Below are 14,576 nucleotides of genomic sequence, written 5' to 3'. Positions count from 1 at the left end.
GAACGGCGTCACGCGGTTGTGAGATGCGGGGGCGACGGCGCGGAGCTAGAAACCGGTCGATATCAACGGAGATGGAGCGCGGTTCATGAGCATGGTCGCCACGCGCAGAACGCTTTTCAGGCTGGCGGGCGCGGCCTCGCTGACGATGGCGATGCAGGGCGCCGTGCGGGCGGAGGGCGGCGTCGTTTCCGCCGGTCCGGGCTTCGCCAACAGCACGCCCGTCAGCATCGGAGCGGCCGCGTTGCGTGTGCGCCGGCGCGATGCGATGACCGCCTTCTATCGCGATGCGATCGGCCTGTCTCCGCTGGCGGAGGAGGGCGACCGTGCCGTGCTCGGCGTCGACGGCGTGCCCCTGCTGACGCTTGTCGATGCCGGGGATGCGGCGTTCGAGCCGCCGACGCAGGCGGGCCTGTTCCATATAGCGTTCCTGATGCCGGAACGCAGGTATCTGGCGCAATGGCTGGTGCATGCCGCCTTCACGCGGCTGCCGCTGTCGGGCTTCGCCGATCACAGCGTCAGCGAGGCCGTCTATCTGGACGACCCGGAAGGCAACGGGCTCGAGATCTACGCCGATCGCCCGGCGGGTGAGTGGGCATGGCATGACGGCGTCGTCACGATGGGCACGCATCCGCTCGACATCGACGCCATTCTCGATCTGACGACCACGGAGAGGGACACCTACGCGGGTGCGCCGGCCGGGCTGCGGATCGGCCATATCCATCTGCGCGTGGGCGAGGTTTCCGCCGGGCGGCGGTTCTACGAGCAGGCGCTCGGCCTCGTGTCCACGCGGGGCGACCGGCGCGACGCCGCCTTCCTCTCGTCGGGCGGCTATCATCATCATGTGGCGCTCAACACCTGGAACAGCGCCGGCGCCGGCATGCGCGATCCGCGCAGCACCGGGCTCGACTGGTTTTCCCTGAACGTGCGCGACGGGGCGCTGATCGACGGGCAGTCGTCGCGCCTCAAGGCGGCGGGCCTGGCTGTCAGGCCGGTCGGGAATGGTGTAGAAACGACGGACCCATGGGGCACGCGCGTCAGGCTGCTGGCCGGCGAGGCATGATCCGGCGCCGCTGTCCGTCTTCTTGAGTTGAAGCGTTGTCTTCACGCAAGGCGGTATCCGCTTTGCGGGCGGAAAGCGCACAGGCTCCCGTCCGGTTCGGAGCAAGATGCATTGACCATGAATCGGGCTTTTGCGCCGGCCGTTCGTTTCTCCATCGGGCTTGCCCGGAAGGTGGCGTCCGTTTCCCGGTTCGAGGCGCTGGCCGAACGCAATCTGCGGATCGCGACAGGCATCGTCATGTTCGTTTTCGTGACGACGCATCTCGTCAACCATTCGCTGAACCTGATTTCGCTTCCGGTGGCGGAGGCGGGGCTGGAGCTGTTTTCGGCGTTCTGGGGAACCTTCGCCGGCGGCATGCTTCTCTATGGCGCGTTGCTCCTGCATGTGGGCCTCGCTCTCCACGCCCTTTACCGCCGCCGCACGCTGCGCATGCCGGCGGGGGAGATCTTGCAGATCGCGCTCGGCCTGCTGGTGCCGCTGCTCCTGATCGACCATGTGGTCGCGACGCGCGTCGGCTATTCGTTCTACGGGCTTGAAAGCACGTATGAAACGGTGATCCGTTCGCTGTGGGTGACGTCGCCGGTCTCGGGCGTGCGTCAGAGCGTGGCGCTTGCGGTGGTGTGGTTCCACGGCTGCATCGGCCTGCATTTCTGGATGCGCCCGCGCGACTGGTATCGGAAGGCATCCGCGTGGCTGCTCGTCGGTGCGGCCCTTCTGCCGGTGCTGGCGCTGCTCGGCTTCGCCGAAACCGGCCGCGCGCTCGCCGTGACGGGGGCGAGCGCGCCGCCGTCGGATCCGGTCGCGCGGGCGCATGTCGACGCCGGCTTGCAGCTCGCCCGCGTCTCGCTCTACGGCGGGTTCGGTCTTGCCGTCGGCGGCGTGTTCGCGCTGCGCGGCCTGCGGCGTTTGCGGGAGCGGCGCGCGACGGTCGAGATCAGCTATCCGGGCAACCGCCGCATCAGGGTGCCGCGCGGCCTCACCGTGCTGGAGGCCAGCCGCCTTGCCGGCATTCCCCAATATGCGGTGTGCGGCGGCAAGGGGCGCTGTTCGACGTGCCGTGTCGAGGTGTTCGGCGACCCGGCGGCCCTCGCGCCGCCCGACGCGCTGGAGATGGCGACGCTGGAGCGCGTGGGCGCGTCCGCCGGCGTGCGTCTCGCCTGCCAGTTGCGGCCCGCGCACGATATCAGCGTCACGCCCGTTCTCGTGCCGCCCCGCAAACACGATCGCCTGAAGGACATCAGGGAAACCGCGCCCGGAAGGGAGCAGGAAATCGCGGTGATGTTCTGCGATATCCGCAACTTCACCGGCATGACCGAAAAGCGGCTGCCCTACGACACGGTGTTTCTCCTCAACCGTTACTTCGCCCTCGTCGGACAGGCGGTCGAGGAAAGCGGCGGGCGCGTCGACAAGTTCATCGGCGACGGAGCGATGGCGCTGTTCGGGATCGGCGGCACGGCGCGGGACGGCTGTCGCTCCGCGTTGCAGGCGGCGCACCGCATCGTGGCGGATATCGGCCGGCTGCATCGCGAGCTGGGCATGGAGCTTTCCGCGCCGCTGCGCGTCGCCGTCGGCATCCACGCCGGCCCCGCCATCGTCGGCGTGATGGGCTACGGTCCCGCGCGCAGCCTGACCGCGATCGGCGATACCGTGAACGTCGCCAGCCGGCTGGAAGCCGTCGCGAAGGAACTCGACGCCGCGATCGTGGTGTCGGAACCCGTCATGCGCATGGCCGGCATCGAGACCGAAGGGCTCGCCGCCCGCACCATCGCCGTTCGGGGCCGCTCGAAGCCGCTGCGGGTTTTCGTCGATCCTCCGGCGATACCCTGAGCGGCCTCTTTCGCCCGCAGTCCGGGACCTTTCACGCAGGATCGCGTCGCCGCTCCATACCTCTCGTCTGCGGCGTCACTTCCGCGGCGTCACTCGCCGTTGGCGGTGGGCTCGCCTCCCTTGCACAGAAAACGCCGCGCCGAAAGGACGACGCCCCGGTCTTCCGCGCCCACGGCCGCGTCGTCCTTGTCGGCATAGGGCGTCACGGTCAGGACATGGCGGATGACGGCGAGGCGGGCGCGCGCCTTGTCGTTGCCGCGGATGATCGTCCAGGGCGCATGCGGCGTGCTGGTATGCTCGATCAGGCGGTCGAAGGCGCGCGAATAGGCGTCGAAGCGCGGAATGGCCTCGTAATCGATGGGCGACAGCTTCCAGCGTTTCAGCGGGTCGTGCTCGCGCGCGTGCAGGCGGGCCATCTGCATTTCCGGCCCGATGGTCAGCAAGATCTTGATCAGGCGGATGCCGTCGTCCGTCCACAGCTTTTCGAGAATCGGGGCCTCGCGCAGAAAGCGCTCCGTCTGCTCGGGCGAGCAGAAGCCCATGACCGCCTCGACGCCGGCGCGGTTGTACCAGGAGCGATCGAAGAGAACGATCTCGCCGGCGGTCGGCAATTCCCTGACATAGCGCTGGAAGTACCATTGCCCCGCCTCGACGCTGGAAGGCCGGGGAAGGGCCGCGATGCGCACGCTGCGCGGGTTGAGATGCTGGGTGAAGCGCGTGATGGCGCCGCCCTTGCCCGCGCCGTCTCGCCCCTCGAACACGACCACGAGGCGCTCGCCCGACTGGCGCACCCAGGCCGCGAGCTTGAGCAGTTCGATCTGAAGGTTGCGCAATTCATGCTTGTATACCTTGCGCGACAGCTTGTCGTCATAGGGAAACCCGCCCGAACGCAAGGCGGCGTCGGCGATCGTCCGCGGCAGCTCCGGCGTTTCGATGTCGAACGTGGACAGCGCCCCGCCCGGACCGGCGCTTGCGGCGGTTTCAGTCGCGGCCGCCCGATTTTGCTTGCGATGATGGGTCATCTGCCGTCTCCCTGTCATGAATCCGATGGCATCATAACGATTTGTAAGCCGGGTTAACAGCCGTGCCGCGAGTGGGCGCGGCCGCCGGCGCATCGTGCGGGTAACGGTATGGCATTGAGTTCACGCGCAATAGCCCTGCGCTCGGTATTGCTGGCCGGCGCCATCGTGGCGCTGGTCGAGATTGTCGGCGGCGGTTTCAGCCTGGCGACGGCGATCGGGGCGGGACTGTCGGTGCCTGCCGCGCTCCTTCTGTTCAGGGACAGGCGCATGCCGGGCAGGCAGGTGCCGGTCGGGGGCGTGAAGCCGCCGTCCGCCAGTTTCGTTTCGCCCGCCGTGCTGCTGGCGGCGCTGCCCGATCCGGTGGTGCTGATCGACAGGCGCGGGGTGGTGCTGAACGTCAATCCCGCCGCGCGGGCGCTGTTTCCGCTGCTGGTGGAGGCGCGGCCGCTGGCGTTCATCGTGCGGGCGCCCGCCGTGCTCGACGGCATCGAGACCGTGTTGCGGGGGGGCGAGGCCGTGCAGGCGGAGTTTCGCGAGCACGGCGTGGTGGAGCGCACGCTGGAGGCGCACATCGCCCCGCTCGTCAGCCGCGCCGACGCGCTGCCGGAGGGGGCGGTGCTGATGATCCGCGATCTCACCACCGCGCGCCGTCTGGAGCACATGCGCGTCGATTTCGTGGCCAACGCCAGCCATGAACTGCGCACGCCCCTCGCGTCGCTGATCGGTTTCATCGAGACCCTCCAGGGGCCGGCGCGCAACGACGCCAACGCGCGCGAGCGCTTTCTGGTGATCATGCGCGATCAGGCGCGGCGCATGTCGCGGCTCATCGACGATCTGCTGTCGTTGTCGCGCATCGAGATGAGCCTTCACATGCTGCCCGACGACACGGTCGAGGTGGGGCTGCTCGTGCGCCACATGATCGAGACGCTGGCCCCGCTGGCGCAGGAGCGCGGCGTCACGCTGGCGCTGGAGCAGGCGCCTGTTCCCCTCTTCGTGACCGGCGCGCGGGACGAATTGCTGCGCGTCGTCGAGAACCTCGTCGAAAACGCCATCAAATACGGCCAGAAGGGACGGCGCGTGGATGTGTCCGTCATGACGGCGCGGGCCTCGGCGGGCGAGGAGGTCGCGATCGAGGTGCGGGACTACGGCCCCGGCGTGGCGCCGGAACATCTGCCGCGCCTGACGGAACGATTCTATCGCGCCGACGTCGCGGACAGCCGGGAAAAAGGCGGCACCGGGCTCGGCCTCGCCATCGTCAAGCACATCGTCAACCGCCATCGCGGCCGCCTGGACATCGCCAGCAAGGTCGGCGAGGGCGCGACGTTCAAGGTGTCGCTTCCGCGGATCGCGCCTCCGGGCGGGACGGCCTGATCCGCCGCCGCGCAAGGCGCCCGCGAGGCCGGAAGGCGCTGAAGCCGGACGTTGCGGCGCCGAGTGTCATGGAGCCGTCATTCAAACGTCATAGAAGCTGTCATGTCGCCCATTAGGGTTGAGCTTGTCCAGGCGACAACGTTGCGCCGGCCGTATTGGCACGGCGGGCGGTTTCATTCATTTGCATTTGTTCCCGGAGACGCTCCATGAAATTTTCCTACGTTTATGCGGCCGCCGGCCTCGCCGCCGCCGCTTTTGCCGCTCCTGCCGGCGCTCAGACCATCACCGGCGCGGGCGCCAGCTTTCCCGCCCCGGTCTACGTGAAGTGGGCGGAAGCCTTCAACAAGGAGACGGGCGTCCAGATCAACTACCAGTCGAGCGGTTCCGGCAACGGCATCAAGGCGATCAAGGGCAACACCGTTGTCTTCGGCGCGACCGATGCTCCGCTGTCCGGCAAGGACCTCGAAGAGTCCGGCCTCGTGCAGTTCCCCACCGTCATCGGCGGCGTGGTTCCGATCGTCAACCTCGAAGGCATCAAGCCCGGCGAGCTCGCCCTTGACGGCGACACGCTGGCCAAGATCTTCCTCGGCGAGATCAAGCAGTGGGACGACGCGGCCATCAAGGCGCTGAACCCCGACGTCAAGCTGCCCGCCACGCCGATCGCCGTCGTGCGCCGCGCCGATTCCTCGGGCACGACCTTCAACTTCACCAGCTATCTGTCCAAGGTTTCGGCCGACTGGAAGGACAAGCTCGGTGTCGGCACCACGGTGCAGTGGCCGGTCGGTCTCGGCGCGCCGGGCAACGACGGCGTCGCCAACAACGTCGCCAAGATCGCCGGTTCGGTCGGCTACGTCGAATACATCTACGCCAAGAAGAACAACCTGTCGCACACCCGCCTGAAGAACAAGGCCGGCAAGGTTGTGGAGCCGACCACGGCTTCGTTCCAGGCCGCCGCCGCCAATGCCGACTGGAAGTCGGTTCCGGGCTTCGGCGTGATTCTGGCCGACGAGGCCGGTGAAGGCTCTTGGCCGATCACCGCCGCCACCTTCGTGCTCGTGCACAAGGAGCCCAAGGACAAGGCGCAGTCCGCTGCCGCGCTCCAGTTCTTCGACTGGGCGTACAACAAGGGCGCTTCGCTTGCCGAAGAGCTGGCCTATATCCCGCTGCCGTCGAGCCTGACGGACCAGATCCGCGCCGTCTGGACGGCGGAAGTCAAGAACAAGTAAGCGGTTCCGTTCCGGAACACAGGCCGGGGGCGCCGTTTCGGCGCCCCTTGGCCGGCCCCGCTGCGGCGCTTCGGTCCCCGCGCGGATGGCGGCCGAATGCGCGGGGAGTTTTCGCTTGCCTGCCGCCTTCCGGGCTGCCACAAGACGGCGGGCAGACGAAGAATTCCAACGCACACAGGCAGAGAAGTCATGGCCGACGTTGCAATAAAAGACATCTCCCGCGGCGGTGACGCAGCGGTGAACAGATCGCGCGTCCTGAACAGGTTCAGGCAGGGCGACACGATATTCTTCCATTTGACGCGGACGGCGGCACTTCTGGTGCTGGTCCTCCTGTTCGCGATCATGGCTTCGCTGATGTACGGCGCCTGGCCGGCTCTCAGCCATTTCGGCCTCGACTTCTTCGTATCGCAGGCATGGGATGCGAACGCCGAGGAATTCGGCGCGCTGGCGACCATTTACGGCACGCTGGTGACTTCGCTGATCGCGATGCTGATCGCGGTTCCCGTGGGGCTCGGCATCGCGGTGTTCCTCACCGAGCTCTGCCCGATGACGCTGCGCCGCCCGATCGGCATCGCGGTCGAGCTGCTGGCCGGCATCCCGTCGATCATCTACGGTATCTGGGGCTTCTTCGTATTCGCGCCCTTCCTCCAGCAGACGGTGCAGCCGTTCCTGATCGCGGTCTTCGGCCCCGTCCCGCTGCTGAACGCGGTTTTCGCCGGCCCTCCCTACGGTCTCGGCACGCTGACGGCGGGCCTGATCCTGGCGATCATGGTGCTGCCGTTCATCGCTTCGGTGTCGCGCGACGTGTTCGAGACGGTGCCAGCCGTGATGAAGGAAGCGGCCTACGGCCTCGGTTGCACCACCTGGGAAGTCGTGCGCAACGTGGTCATCCCGCACACGCGCGCCGGTCTCGTCGGCGGCATCATGCTGGCGCTGGGGCGCGCGCTGGGCGAGACGATGGCCGTCACCTTCGTGATCGGTAACGCCAAGCAGATCTCGGCGTCGATCCTTCAGCCCGGCACGACCATTTCCGCGACCATCGCGCTCGAATATGCCGAGGCGTCGGAAGGGCTTTATCGCTCGTCGCTCGTGGCGCTCGGTCTCATCCTGTTCATCATCAGCTTCATCGTGCTGGCCGCCGCCCGCCTCATGCTGGCGCGCCTCAACAAGCAGGGGGCCTGATCATGGTCACTTATGCCGCGCGCAAGCGCAAAAACAGCATCACCATGGGCCTTTGCACGTCCGCCGCGCTGTTCGGCATCCTGTGGCTGCTGCTGATCCTGGGCGTGCTGGTGTGGGAAGGCTTCTCCGGCCTGTCCGCCGCCGTGTTCACGGAAATCACGCCGAGCATGGGCTCCGTCGGCGGCGGCCTGTTGAACGCCATCATCGGCTCCATCATGATGACCTTCGTCGCCGTGCTCATCGGCACGCCGCTCGGCGTGCTCGCCGGCACATACATGGCGGAATACGGCCGCTACGACAAGCTGACGAACGTCGTGCGCTTCATCAACGACATCCTGCTTTCCGCGCCGTCGATCGTCATCGGCCTGTTCATCTACGAGGTTCTGGTGGCGCCGTTCGGGGGCTTCTCGGGCTGGGCGGGCGCTGCGGCGCTGGCCGTGATCGTGATCCCCGTCGTGGTGCGCACGACCGAGGACATGCTGCTGCTCGTGCCCGGCCAGTTGCGCGAGGCCGCGACCGCGCTGGGGCTGCCGCGCTCGATCGTGATCCGTCAGGTCGCCTACAAGGCGGCGCTCGCGGGCATCGTCACCGGCGTCCTGCTGGCGGTGGCGCGGGTGAGCGGCGAAACCGCGCCGCTGCTGTTCACCGCGCTCAGCAACAACTTCCTGAGCTGGGACATGACGCAGCCGATCGCCAGCCTGCCGGTCGTGATCTACAACTTCACCAAGACGCCTGACGAGAACATGCAGCAGCTTGCATGGACGGGCGCCCTGCTTATCACCTTTACGGTTCTTGCGATGAGCATTTCGGCTCGCGCTCTCTCCACGAGGAAGAAGAAATGACCACCCAGAGCGCCACGCAACCGGTGCCGCCGGCGATCCCCGCCGGCCCCCTCACCGAAAAGGTTTCGGTTCGCAATCTGAAGTTCTACTACGGCAGCACGCTGGCGCTGAAGGGCATCAATCTGCCGCTGTACGACCGGATCGTCACCGCCTTCATCGGCCCCTCGGGTTGCGGCAAGTCGACGCTGCTGCGCGTCCTGAACCGCATGTACGATCTTTACCCCGGCCAGCGGGCCGAGGGCGAGGTGCTGGTGGACGGGCAGAACGTGCTCGTTCCCAACCAGGACCTGAACGCCCTGCGCGCCAAGGTCGGCATGGTGTTCCAGAAGCCGACGCCGTTTCCGATGTCGATCTACGACAACATCGCCTTCGGCGTCCGCCTCTACGAAAGCCTGAGCAAGGCGGAAATGGACGAGCGCGTCGAATCCTCCCTGCGCCGCGCCGCCATCTGGGACGAGGTCAAGGACAAGCTCAACGCTTCCGGCCAGAGCCTTTCGGGCGGCCAGCAGCAGCGCCTGTGCATCGCCCGCACCGTTGCCGTGAAGCCCGAGGTCATCCTGTTCGACGAGCCGTGCTCGGCGCTCGATCCGATCTCGACGTCCAAAGTCGAGGAGCTGATCGACGAGCTGAAGGAAGACTACACGATCGCCATCGTGACGCATAACATGCAGCAGGCGGCGCGCGTGTCGCAGTTCACGGCGTTCATGTATCTGGGCGAGCTGGTGGAATTCGCGGAAACGACGAAGATCTTCACCGCGCCGCAGGACAAGCGCACGCAGGACTACATCACGGGCCGCTTCGGCTGATCGGGCGTATGGACCGGGCGGTGCGCCGCATCGCCCGTGCCGCCTTCAGACAGGGATATTTGGTGATGGCCGAACATATTGTAACTTCCTTCGACGCCGATCTCGAACTCTTGCGCAGCAAGATCGCCGAGATGGGGGGCATTGCCGAGAAGCAACTGGATGATTCCACGCGCGCGCTGGTGCGCCGCGACGTCGCCCTCGCCCAACAGGTCATCGATGCCGACGTGCGTCTCGACAACCTGCAACGCGAGATCGAGGATCTTGCGGTGTCCACCATCGCCCGCCGCCAGCCGGTCGCGGTCGATCTGCGGGATATCGTCTCGGCCATCCGCGTGGCCGGAGATGTCGAGCGTATCGGCGATCTGGCGAAGAACACGGCGAAGCGCGTCCTGGCCATCAGCAGCGAGTTGCAGCCGGCCAAGATCGTCGTCGGCGTCCAGCACATGAGCGATCTCGTGCAGGCGCAGCTCAAGGACGTTCTCGACGCCTATGCCCAGCGCGACGAAAAGAAGGCGCTCGACGTCTGGAACGGCGACGACCGTATCGACGCGCTCTACAACTCGGTGTTCCGCGAGCTTCTCACCTATATGATGGAAGACACGCGCAACATCACGTTCTGCACGCATCTGTTGTTCCTTGCCAAGAACATCGAGCGCATCGGCGACCACACGACCAACATCGCCGAGACGATCTACTTCCTGACCACGGGCGAGACGCTTGCGGGTGAGCGCCCCAAGGGCGACACCACGAGCTTCGCCACGACCGCAACGCTCTGAAGGCGGCAGGTCCCGGAGTACCCCACGGCGCTCCGGGGCCGTGCGCCGTCAAGGCGGGCTCTGCTTGCGCAGCCTCGCGGGATGCGCCGTCCCGAGGGGTCAGGTGGAACGTACAGGGAAAGATGGACAGCTCGGGCGATGCACCGGTCATCCTCATATGCCGCAAGCGCACATGATCCTTTCGGAGAACGGTCCGAAGGGGTTGCTCGCGTTGCGCGGCGTCTCCGCGCGACAACCTCCGCCGAATTGCCGATGAGGACAGTGTAGCCTGAGCACGTGAAGATTCGATGTCTCGCAATGGTTGCGGGCGGTTCCACGAGGATATCATGGTAGGACCACGCATTCTCATCGTGGAGGACGAAGAGCCGCTGGCGCTGCTTCTTCGTTACAACCTCGAAGCCGAAGGCTACTTCGTCGACAGTGTCGGACGCGGCGACGAAGCGGAGATCCGGCTCCGGGAGCAGGTTCCCGACCTGGTTCTGCTGGACTGGATGTTGCCGGGCCTCTCCGGCATCGAGCTGTGCCGGCGCGTGCGTGCGCGCGGCGACACCGAACGCCTGCCGATCATCATGCTGACGGCGCGCGGCGAGGAGGGCGAACGGGTGAGGGGACTCGCCACGGGCGCCGACGATTACGTCGTCAAGCCTTTCTCCGTGCCGGAACTGCTGGCGCGCGTGCGCGCGCTGCTGCGGCGCACGAAGCCTGGTCATGTGGCGACACTGCTGCTGGCGGGCGACATCGAGCTCGACCGGGAAACCCGGCGCGTGCGCCGCAACGGCCGCGAGTTGCACCTGGGGCCGACCGAGTTCAAGCTGCTCGAGTTCCTGATGCAGAGCCCCGGCCGCGTCTTCACCCGCGAGCAATTGCTCGATGGCGTATGGGGCCACGATGTCTATATCGACGAGCGCACGGTGGATGTGCATGTCGGACGGTTGCGCAAGGCCATCAACCGCGCCCGCAGCCCCGATCCGATCCGCACCGTGCGCGGCGCGGGCTATGCTTTCGACGAGACATTCGCGCGCGCCGAGTAGAGCGCTTTGCGACCGTCCCGCCGGAAGGATTTTGCCCGGTGCGGGCTCATGCAAAAGCCGCCGGATCGTCCGGCGGCTTTCTTCTTTTGCCGTGATGGGGCGGCCCCGGCTCAGGCGCGCTTGCGGTCCCGGCGGCGATCGAGAACGGGCTGGTAGGCGATGCTGGCGTGATGCGCGCAATAGGGCATGCCGATCACCGCCCGCGCGCCGCAGAAGCGGAAATTCGGCGACGTGGGATCGCCCACCGGCCAGCGGCACATGTACTCGCGCAAATCCATGATGGTGACACGCTCGGAAATCGGCACAACGACATTCTCGCGCGTGACCGGCACGAGATCGGCGGCCGGGCTGCGGACGGGATCCTCATCCGGTTCCACGGCCAGCGGCGCGGCCGCGAGCGCGGCGTTGCCGAAGGTCGGCGCCATGGGCTGCGGCGCCGGGGCGGGAGGAACGATGGCCGCCGGCGGAACCTGGCGCGGGGCGGGCGCGAGCGGCTCGGCAGCCTGCGGCGGCTTGCGCGGCGCGCGGACGGTCTGCGCCGCCGGCGCCTTCGCGCGGCCCGACAGGCCAAGACGATGAACCTTGCCGATCACCGCATTGCGGCTGACGCCGCCGATTTCCGTCGCAATCTGGCTGGCGCTCAACCCGTCGCTCCAAAGCTTGCGCAGTTGCTCGACGCGCTCGTCAGTCCAGGTGTTGCCGGGATCGCTCATCATTCATGCTCCATCTCGCCACGCCCCGCGGGGAATCCCTCGATGCCCAAACGGAATCCCTCATTTCGCCGGCAAACGACTCATTGCCGGACGCAACGTTCACCTCATGGGAAACGCTGGAAGAGGCAGCCGGACGATATTCCGTGGCTCTCACGCGGGAAACTACAATATGCTGCGACTCTCCGGCAAGAGTCATGCGTCGATTGGCGCGCAATTTCCCACAGGAGAGATCGTAAACAAATCCTTGAACGCCGCGAAGAATGCTGTGAATGCGGGCGATATCAAGGCGATGGCGCGAAATTCGCAATTTTTCGCCGCGAGCGCCGACGGCGGGGCGCGGCGGAGTTTATACTTGAATGTCTGCGGCATCGATCATAAGATACTAGGGAGTTGCCGCCCTGTGGGGCGGCTTTTCCGTTTTCCGTCGCCGGGTGGCCGGCGCGGGCGGCGGGTTTTCCGGGGCGCGTGCGCCGTCTGGCGGCCTTTCGCGCGCGGCCTGCCTTCTCTGGAGTATGGTGCCTTGACATCGCCTCTTCTGCCAACCTATGCGCGGGCCGACGTCGTTTTCGAGACCGGGGAGGGCGTATGGCTCGTGGCGCGCGACGGTCAGCGATATCTCGATCTGGGGTCGGGCATCGGCGTCAATGCGCTGGGCTATAACCACCCCGGATTGCTGGCTGCGCTCGGCGCGCAGGGCGGCAAGCTGTGGCACATCTCGAACCTGTTCCGGAACCCGCAGGCGGAGCGCCTCGCGCAACGGCTTGTCGACGCAAGCTTCGCCGATACGGTGTTCTTCACCAATTCCGGCGCGGAGGCGCTGGAATGCGCGATCAAGACCGCGCGCAAGTATCATGCCGCGAACGGCCATCCCGAGCGCTTCCGTCTCGTCACCTTCGAGGGCGCTTTTCACGGGCGGACGCTGGCCACGATCGCGGCCGGCGGCCAGCAGAAATACCTTGAGGGCTTCGGACCGAAGGTCGAGGGTTTCGATCAGGTGCCGTTCGGCGATTGGGATGCGCTCGCCGCCGCGATCGGGCCCGAGACCGCCGGCATTCTCATCGAGCCCGTGCAGGGCGAGGGCGGCATTCGCGCCGTGCCGCCGCAGGACCTGCGCCGGTTGCGCCAGATCGCCGACGATAACGGCCTGCTGCTGGTCCTCGACGAGGTGCAATGCGGTATCGGCCGCACGGGCAAGCTTTTCGCCCACGAATGGGCCGGCGTCACGCCGGACATCGTGGCCATCGCCAAGGGCATCGGCGGCGGTTTCCCGCTGGGCGCGAGCCTCGCGACGCGCGAGGCGTCGAAGGGCATGACGCTCGGCACCCACGGCACCACCTTCGGCGGCAATCCGCTGGCGGCGGCGGTGGGCAACGCCGTGCTCGACGAGATCCTCGCGCCCGGCTTCCTGGAGGGCGTGCAGGAGAAGGCCGGCCTCTTCCGCCAGCGGCTCGCGGAACTGAAGGACGCCTTTCCCGACGTGTTCGAGGATGTGCGCGGCGAGGGGCTGATGCTCGGCCTCAAGCTCAAGGTGCCGAACACGGAGTTCGTCAAGGCAGCGCTTGCGCGCCGGCTTGTCGTGATCGCGGCGGGGGATAACGTGGTGCGCTTGCTGCCGCCGCTCATCATCGGCGAGGCGGAGATCGGAGAGGCCGTCGCGGGGCTCGGCGAAGTGGCGCAGACGTTTCGGGCGCAAACTCTTCAGGCGGAACCGGACGCAGGAAAAGCAGACGAAAGACAGGCAGGATGAGTAACGGCAACGGAGCCACGGAAGGCCGGAAGGTGCGGCATTTTCTCGATCTCGGCGATTTCTCGGGCGAAGAGGTGCGCGCGGTGCTCGATCTCGGCGCCGCCATCAAGGCGGGGCGCGTGAAAGGCGGGCCGCAGGCCAGCCGCCCGCTGGCCGGCAAGGTGCTGGCGATGATCTTCGACAAGCCCTCCACCCGCACGCGCGTCTCCTTCGATGTCGGTTTCCGGGAGCTCGGCGGCGAGCCGATCATGCTGACCGGCGCCGAGATGCAGCTCGGCCGGGGGGAGTCGATCCCCGATACGGCGCGCGTGCTGTCGCGTTTCGTCGATGCGATCATGATCCGCATTCTCGATCACGCCGCGATGCTCGAACTGGCGGAATATGCCTCGGTTCCGGTGATCAACGGCCTCACCAAGCTGTCGCATCCCTGCCAGATCATGGCGGATGTGATGACTTTCGAGGAGCACCGCGGCCCCATCAAGGGGCGCACGGTGGCGTGGACCGGCGATTCCAACAATGTGTTGACATCGTGGATTCAGGCCGCCGCGCGGCTCGACTTCCGCATCGCGGTGGCGACGCCGCCCGGGCTTGCGCCGCGCGCGGATCTCGTCAAATGGGCGGGGGGGCAGGGCGCCGAGGTGCTCGTGACCGATGATCCGTTCGAGGCGGTGAAGGGGGCGGATGCCGTCGTCACCGATTGCTGGGTGTCGATGGGCGACGACGACGAGCGCTATCGCCACAATCTGCTGCGTCCCTATCAGGTCAATGAGAGGCTGATGGCGGCCGCCGGCAAGGATGCGATCTTCATGCATTGTCTGCCGGCCCATCGCGGCGAGGAAGTGACGGATGCGGTGATGGACGGGCCGCAGTCGGTCGTGTTCGATGAGGCCGAGAATCGTCTGCACGCGCAAAAGGGCGTTCTGGCCTGGTGCTTCGGCGTCACCGCGCCGGCCGCCGACGGAGGGCGGTGAGC

13 protein-coding genes are annotated in these 14,576 nt (G+C 66.8%); 11 read left to right on the top strand and 2 right to left on the bottom strand.

The window, feature by feature from the left end:
* Positions 1-91: 91 nt before the first annotated feature.
* Positions 92-1,060 (top strand): VOC family protein, encoded by a 969-nt coding sequence (locus tag ACOYJQ_RS11780; RefSeq protein WP_433458851.1) that lies wholly within the window; start codon positions 92-94, stop codon positions 1,058-1,060.
* 117 nt (positions 1,061-1,177) lie between these two features.
* Positions 1,178-2,887 (top strand): adenylate/guanylate cyclase domain-containing protein, encoded by a 1,710-nt coding sequence (locus tag ACOYJQ_RS11775; RefSeq protein ID WP_433458645.1) that lies wholly within the window; start codon positions 1,178-1,180, stop codon positions 2,885-2,887.
* Positions 2,888-2,976: 89 nt separating this feature from the next.
* Here the strand turns inward: ACOYJQ_RS11775 and ppk2 are convergent, their stop codons facing one another.
* Positions 2,977-3,909 carry a polyphosphate kinase 2 gene (gene ppk2, locus ACOYJQ_RS11770; RefSeq protein WP_433458643.1) on the bottom strand — a complete coding sequence of 311 codons (933 nt, stop codon included), beginning with the start codon at positions 3,907-3,909 and terminating at the stop codon, positions 2,977-2,979.
* 108 nt (positions 3,910-4,017) lie between these two features.
* On the opposite strand from ppk2, the gene ACOYJQ_RS11765 reads away from it, so the two are divergent.
* The 7 genes from ACOYJQ_RS11765 to phoB all read left to right on the top strand — a co-directional run bounded on the left by ACOYJQ_RS11765 (position 4,018) and on the right by phoB (position 11,143).
* A complete protein-coding gene (locus ACOYJQ_RS11765) occupies positions 4,018-5,280 on the top strand; it encodes an ATP-binding protein (RefSeq protein WP_433458642.1) in 1,263 nt (420 codons plus the stop codon).
* A 206-nt stretch (positions 5,281-5,486) separates the two neighbouring features.
* Positions 5,487-6,506 (top strand): phosphate ABC transporter substrate-binding protein PstS, encoded by a 1,020-nt coding sequence (gene pstS, locus ACOYJQ_RS11760; RefSeq protein WP_433458640.1) that lies wholly within the window; start codon positions 5,487-5,489, stop codon positions 6,504-6,506.
* Positions 6,507-6,695: 189 nt separating this feature from the next.
* Positions 6,696-7,688: a phosphate ABC transporter permease subunit PstC gene (gene pstC / locus ACOYJQ_RS11755; protein WP_433458639.1), complete on the top strand. Its 993-nt coding sequence runs from the start codon at positions 6,696-6,698 to the stop codon at positions 7,686-7,688.
* Between the two features lie 2 nt (positions 7,689-7,690).
* The gene (pstA, locus tag ACOYJQ_RS11750; RefSeq protein ID WP_433458638.1) at positions 7,691-8,530 is read left to right on the top strand and encodes a phosphate ABC transporter permease PstA; all 840 of its coding nucleotides are present in this window, start codon (positions 7,691-7,693) and stop codon (positions 8,528-8,530) included.
* Positions 8,527-9,336, top strand: coding sequence for a phosphate ABC transporter ATP-binding protein PstB (gene pstB, locus ACOYJQ_RS11745; RefSeq protein ID WP_433458636.1), 810 nt, complete (start codon positions 8,527-8,529; stop codon positions 9,334-9,336). The genes pstA and pstB overlap by 4 nt, the downstream gene beginning before the upstream one ends.
* Before the next feature lie 65 nt (positions 9,337-9,401).
* Complete coding sequence (phoU, locus tag ACOYJQ_RS11740; protein ID WP_433458635.1) at positions 9,402-10,112, top strand: phosphate signaling complex protein PhoU; 711 nt, start codon at positions 9,402-9,404, stop codon at positions 10,110-10,112.
* 326 nt (positions 10,113-10,438) lie between these two features.
* Positions 10,439-11,143, top strand: a complete 705-nt coding sequence (gene phoB, locus ACOYJQ_RS11735; protein ID WP_433458633.1) for a phosphate regulon transcriptional regulator PhoB — start codon at positions 10,439-10,441, stop codon at positions 11,141-11,143.
* A gap of 110 nt (positions 11,144-11,253) precedes the next feature.
* On the opposite strand, the gene ACOYJQ_RS11730 is transcribed toward phoB, so the two are convergent.
* The gene (locus tag ACOYJQ_RS11730; RefSeq protein WP_433458850.1) at positions 11,254-11,856 is read right to left on the bottom strand and encodes a GcrA family cell cycle regulator; all 603 of its coding nucleotides are present in this window, start codon (positions 11,854-11,856) and stop codon (positions 11,254-11,256) included.
* A 520-nt stretch (positions 11,857-12,376) separates the two neighbouring features.
* Here ACOYJQ_RS11730 and ACOYJQ_RS11725 point away from each other — a divergent pair.
* Entirely contained in the window at positions 12,377-13,603 is a 1,227-nt protein-coding gene (locus ACOYJQ_RS11725) for an aspartate aminotransferase family protein (RefSeq protein WP_433458631.1), read from the top strand.
* Positions 13,600-14,574 (top strand): ornithine carbamoyltransferase, encoded by a 975-nt coding sequence (gene argF, locus ACOYJQ_RS11720; protein WP_433458630.1) that lies wholly within the window; start codon positions 13,600-13,602, stop codon positions 14,572-14,574. The genes ACOYJQ_RS11725 and argF overlap by 4 nt, the downstream gene beginning before the upstream one ends.
* Positions 14,575-14,576: the final 2 nt, after the last annotated feature.

The organism is Pseudochelatococcus sp., from assembly GCF_050946405.1.
Lineage (GTDB): Bacteria > Pseudomonadota > Alphaproteobacteria > Rhizobiales > Beijerinckiaceae > Pseudochelatococcus.
This window is presented reverse-complemented; position numbering and strand designations above follow the sequence as displayed.

Excerpts from the sequence above, each read along its gene's own strand:
- ACOYJQ_RS11780 (WP_433458851.1), top strand. The coding sequence starts at position 92 with ATGGTCGCCACGCGCAGAACGCTTTTCAGGCTGGCGGGCGCGGCCTCG.
- ACOYJQ_RS11775 (WP_433458645.1), top strand. The coding sequence starts at position 1,178 with ATGAATCGGGCTTTTGCGCCGGCCGTTCGTTTCTCCATCGGGCTTGCC.
- ppk2 (WP_433458643.1), bottom strand. The coding sequence starts at position 3,909 with ATGACCCATCATCGCAAGCAAAATCGGGCGGCCGCGACTGAAACCGCC.
- ACOYJQ_RS11765 (WP_433458642.1), top strand. The coding sequence starts at position 4,018 with ATGGCATTGAGTTCACGCGCAATAGCCCTGCGCTCGGTATTGCTGGCC.
- pstS (WP_433458640.1), top strand. The coding sequence starts at position 5,487 with ATGAAATTTTCCTACGTTTATGCGGCCGCCGGCCTCGCCGCCGCCGCT.
- pstC (WP_433458639.1), top strand. The coding sequence starts at position 6,696 with ATGGCCGACGTTGCAATAAAAGACATCTCCCGCGGCGGTGACGCAGCG.
- pstA (WP_433458638.1), top strand. The coding sequence starts at position 7,691 with ATGGTCACTTATGCCGCGCGCAAGCGCAAAAACAGCATCACCATGGGC.
- pstB (WP_433458636.1), top strand. The coding sequence starts at position 8,527 with ATGACCACCCAGAGCGCCACGCAACCGGTGCCGCCGGCGATCCCCGCC.
- phoU (WP_433458635.1), top strand. The coding sequence starts at position 9,402 with ATGGCCGAACATATTGTAACTTCCTTCGACGCCGATCTCGAACTCTTG.
- phoB (WP_433458633.1), top strand. The coding sequence starts at position 10,439 with ATGGTAGGACCACGCATTCTCATCGTGGAGGACGAAGAGCCGCTGGCG.
- ACOYJQ_RS11730 (WP_433458850.1), bottom strand. The coding sequence starts at position 11,856 with ATGAGCGATCCCGGCAACACCTGGACTGACGAGCGCGTCGAGCAACTG.
- argF (WP_433458630.1), top strand. The coding sequence starts at position 13,600 with ATGAGTAACGGCAACGGAGCCACGGAAGGCCGGAAGGTGCGGCATTTT.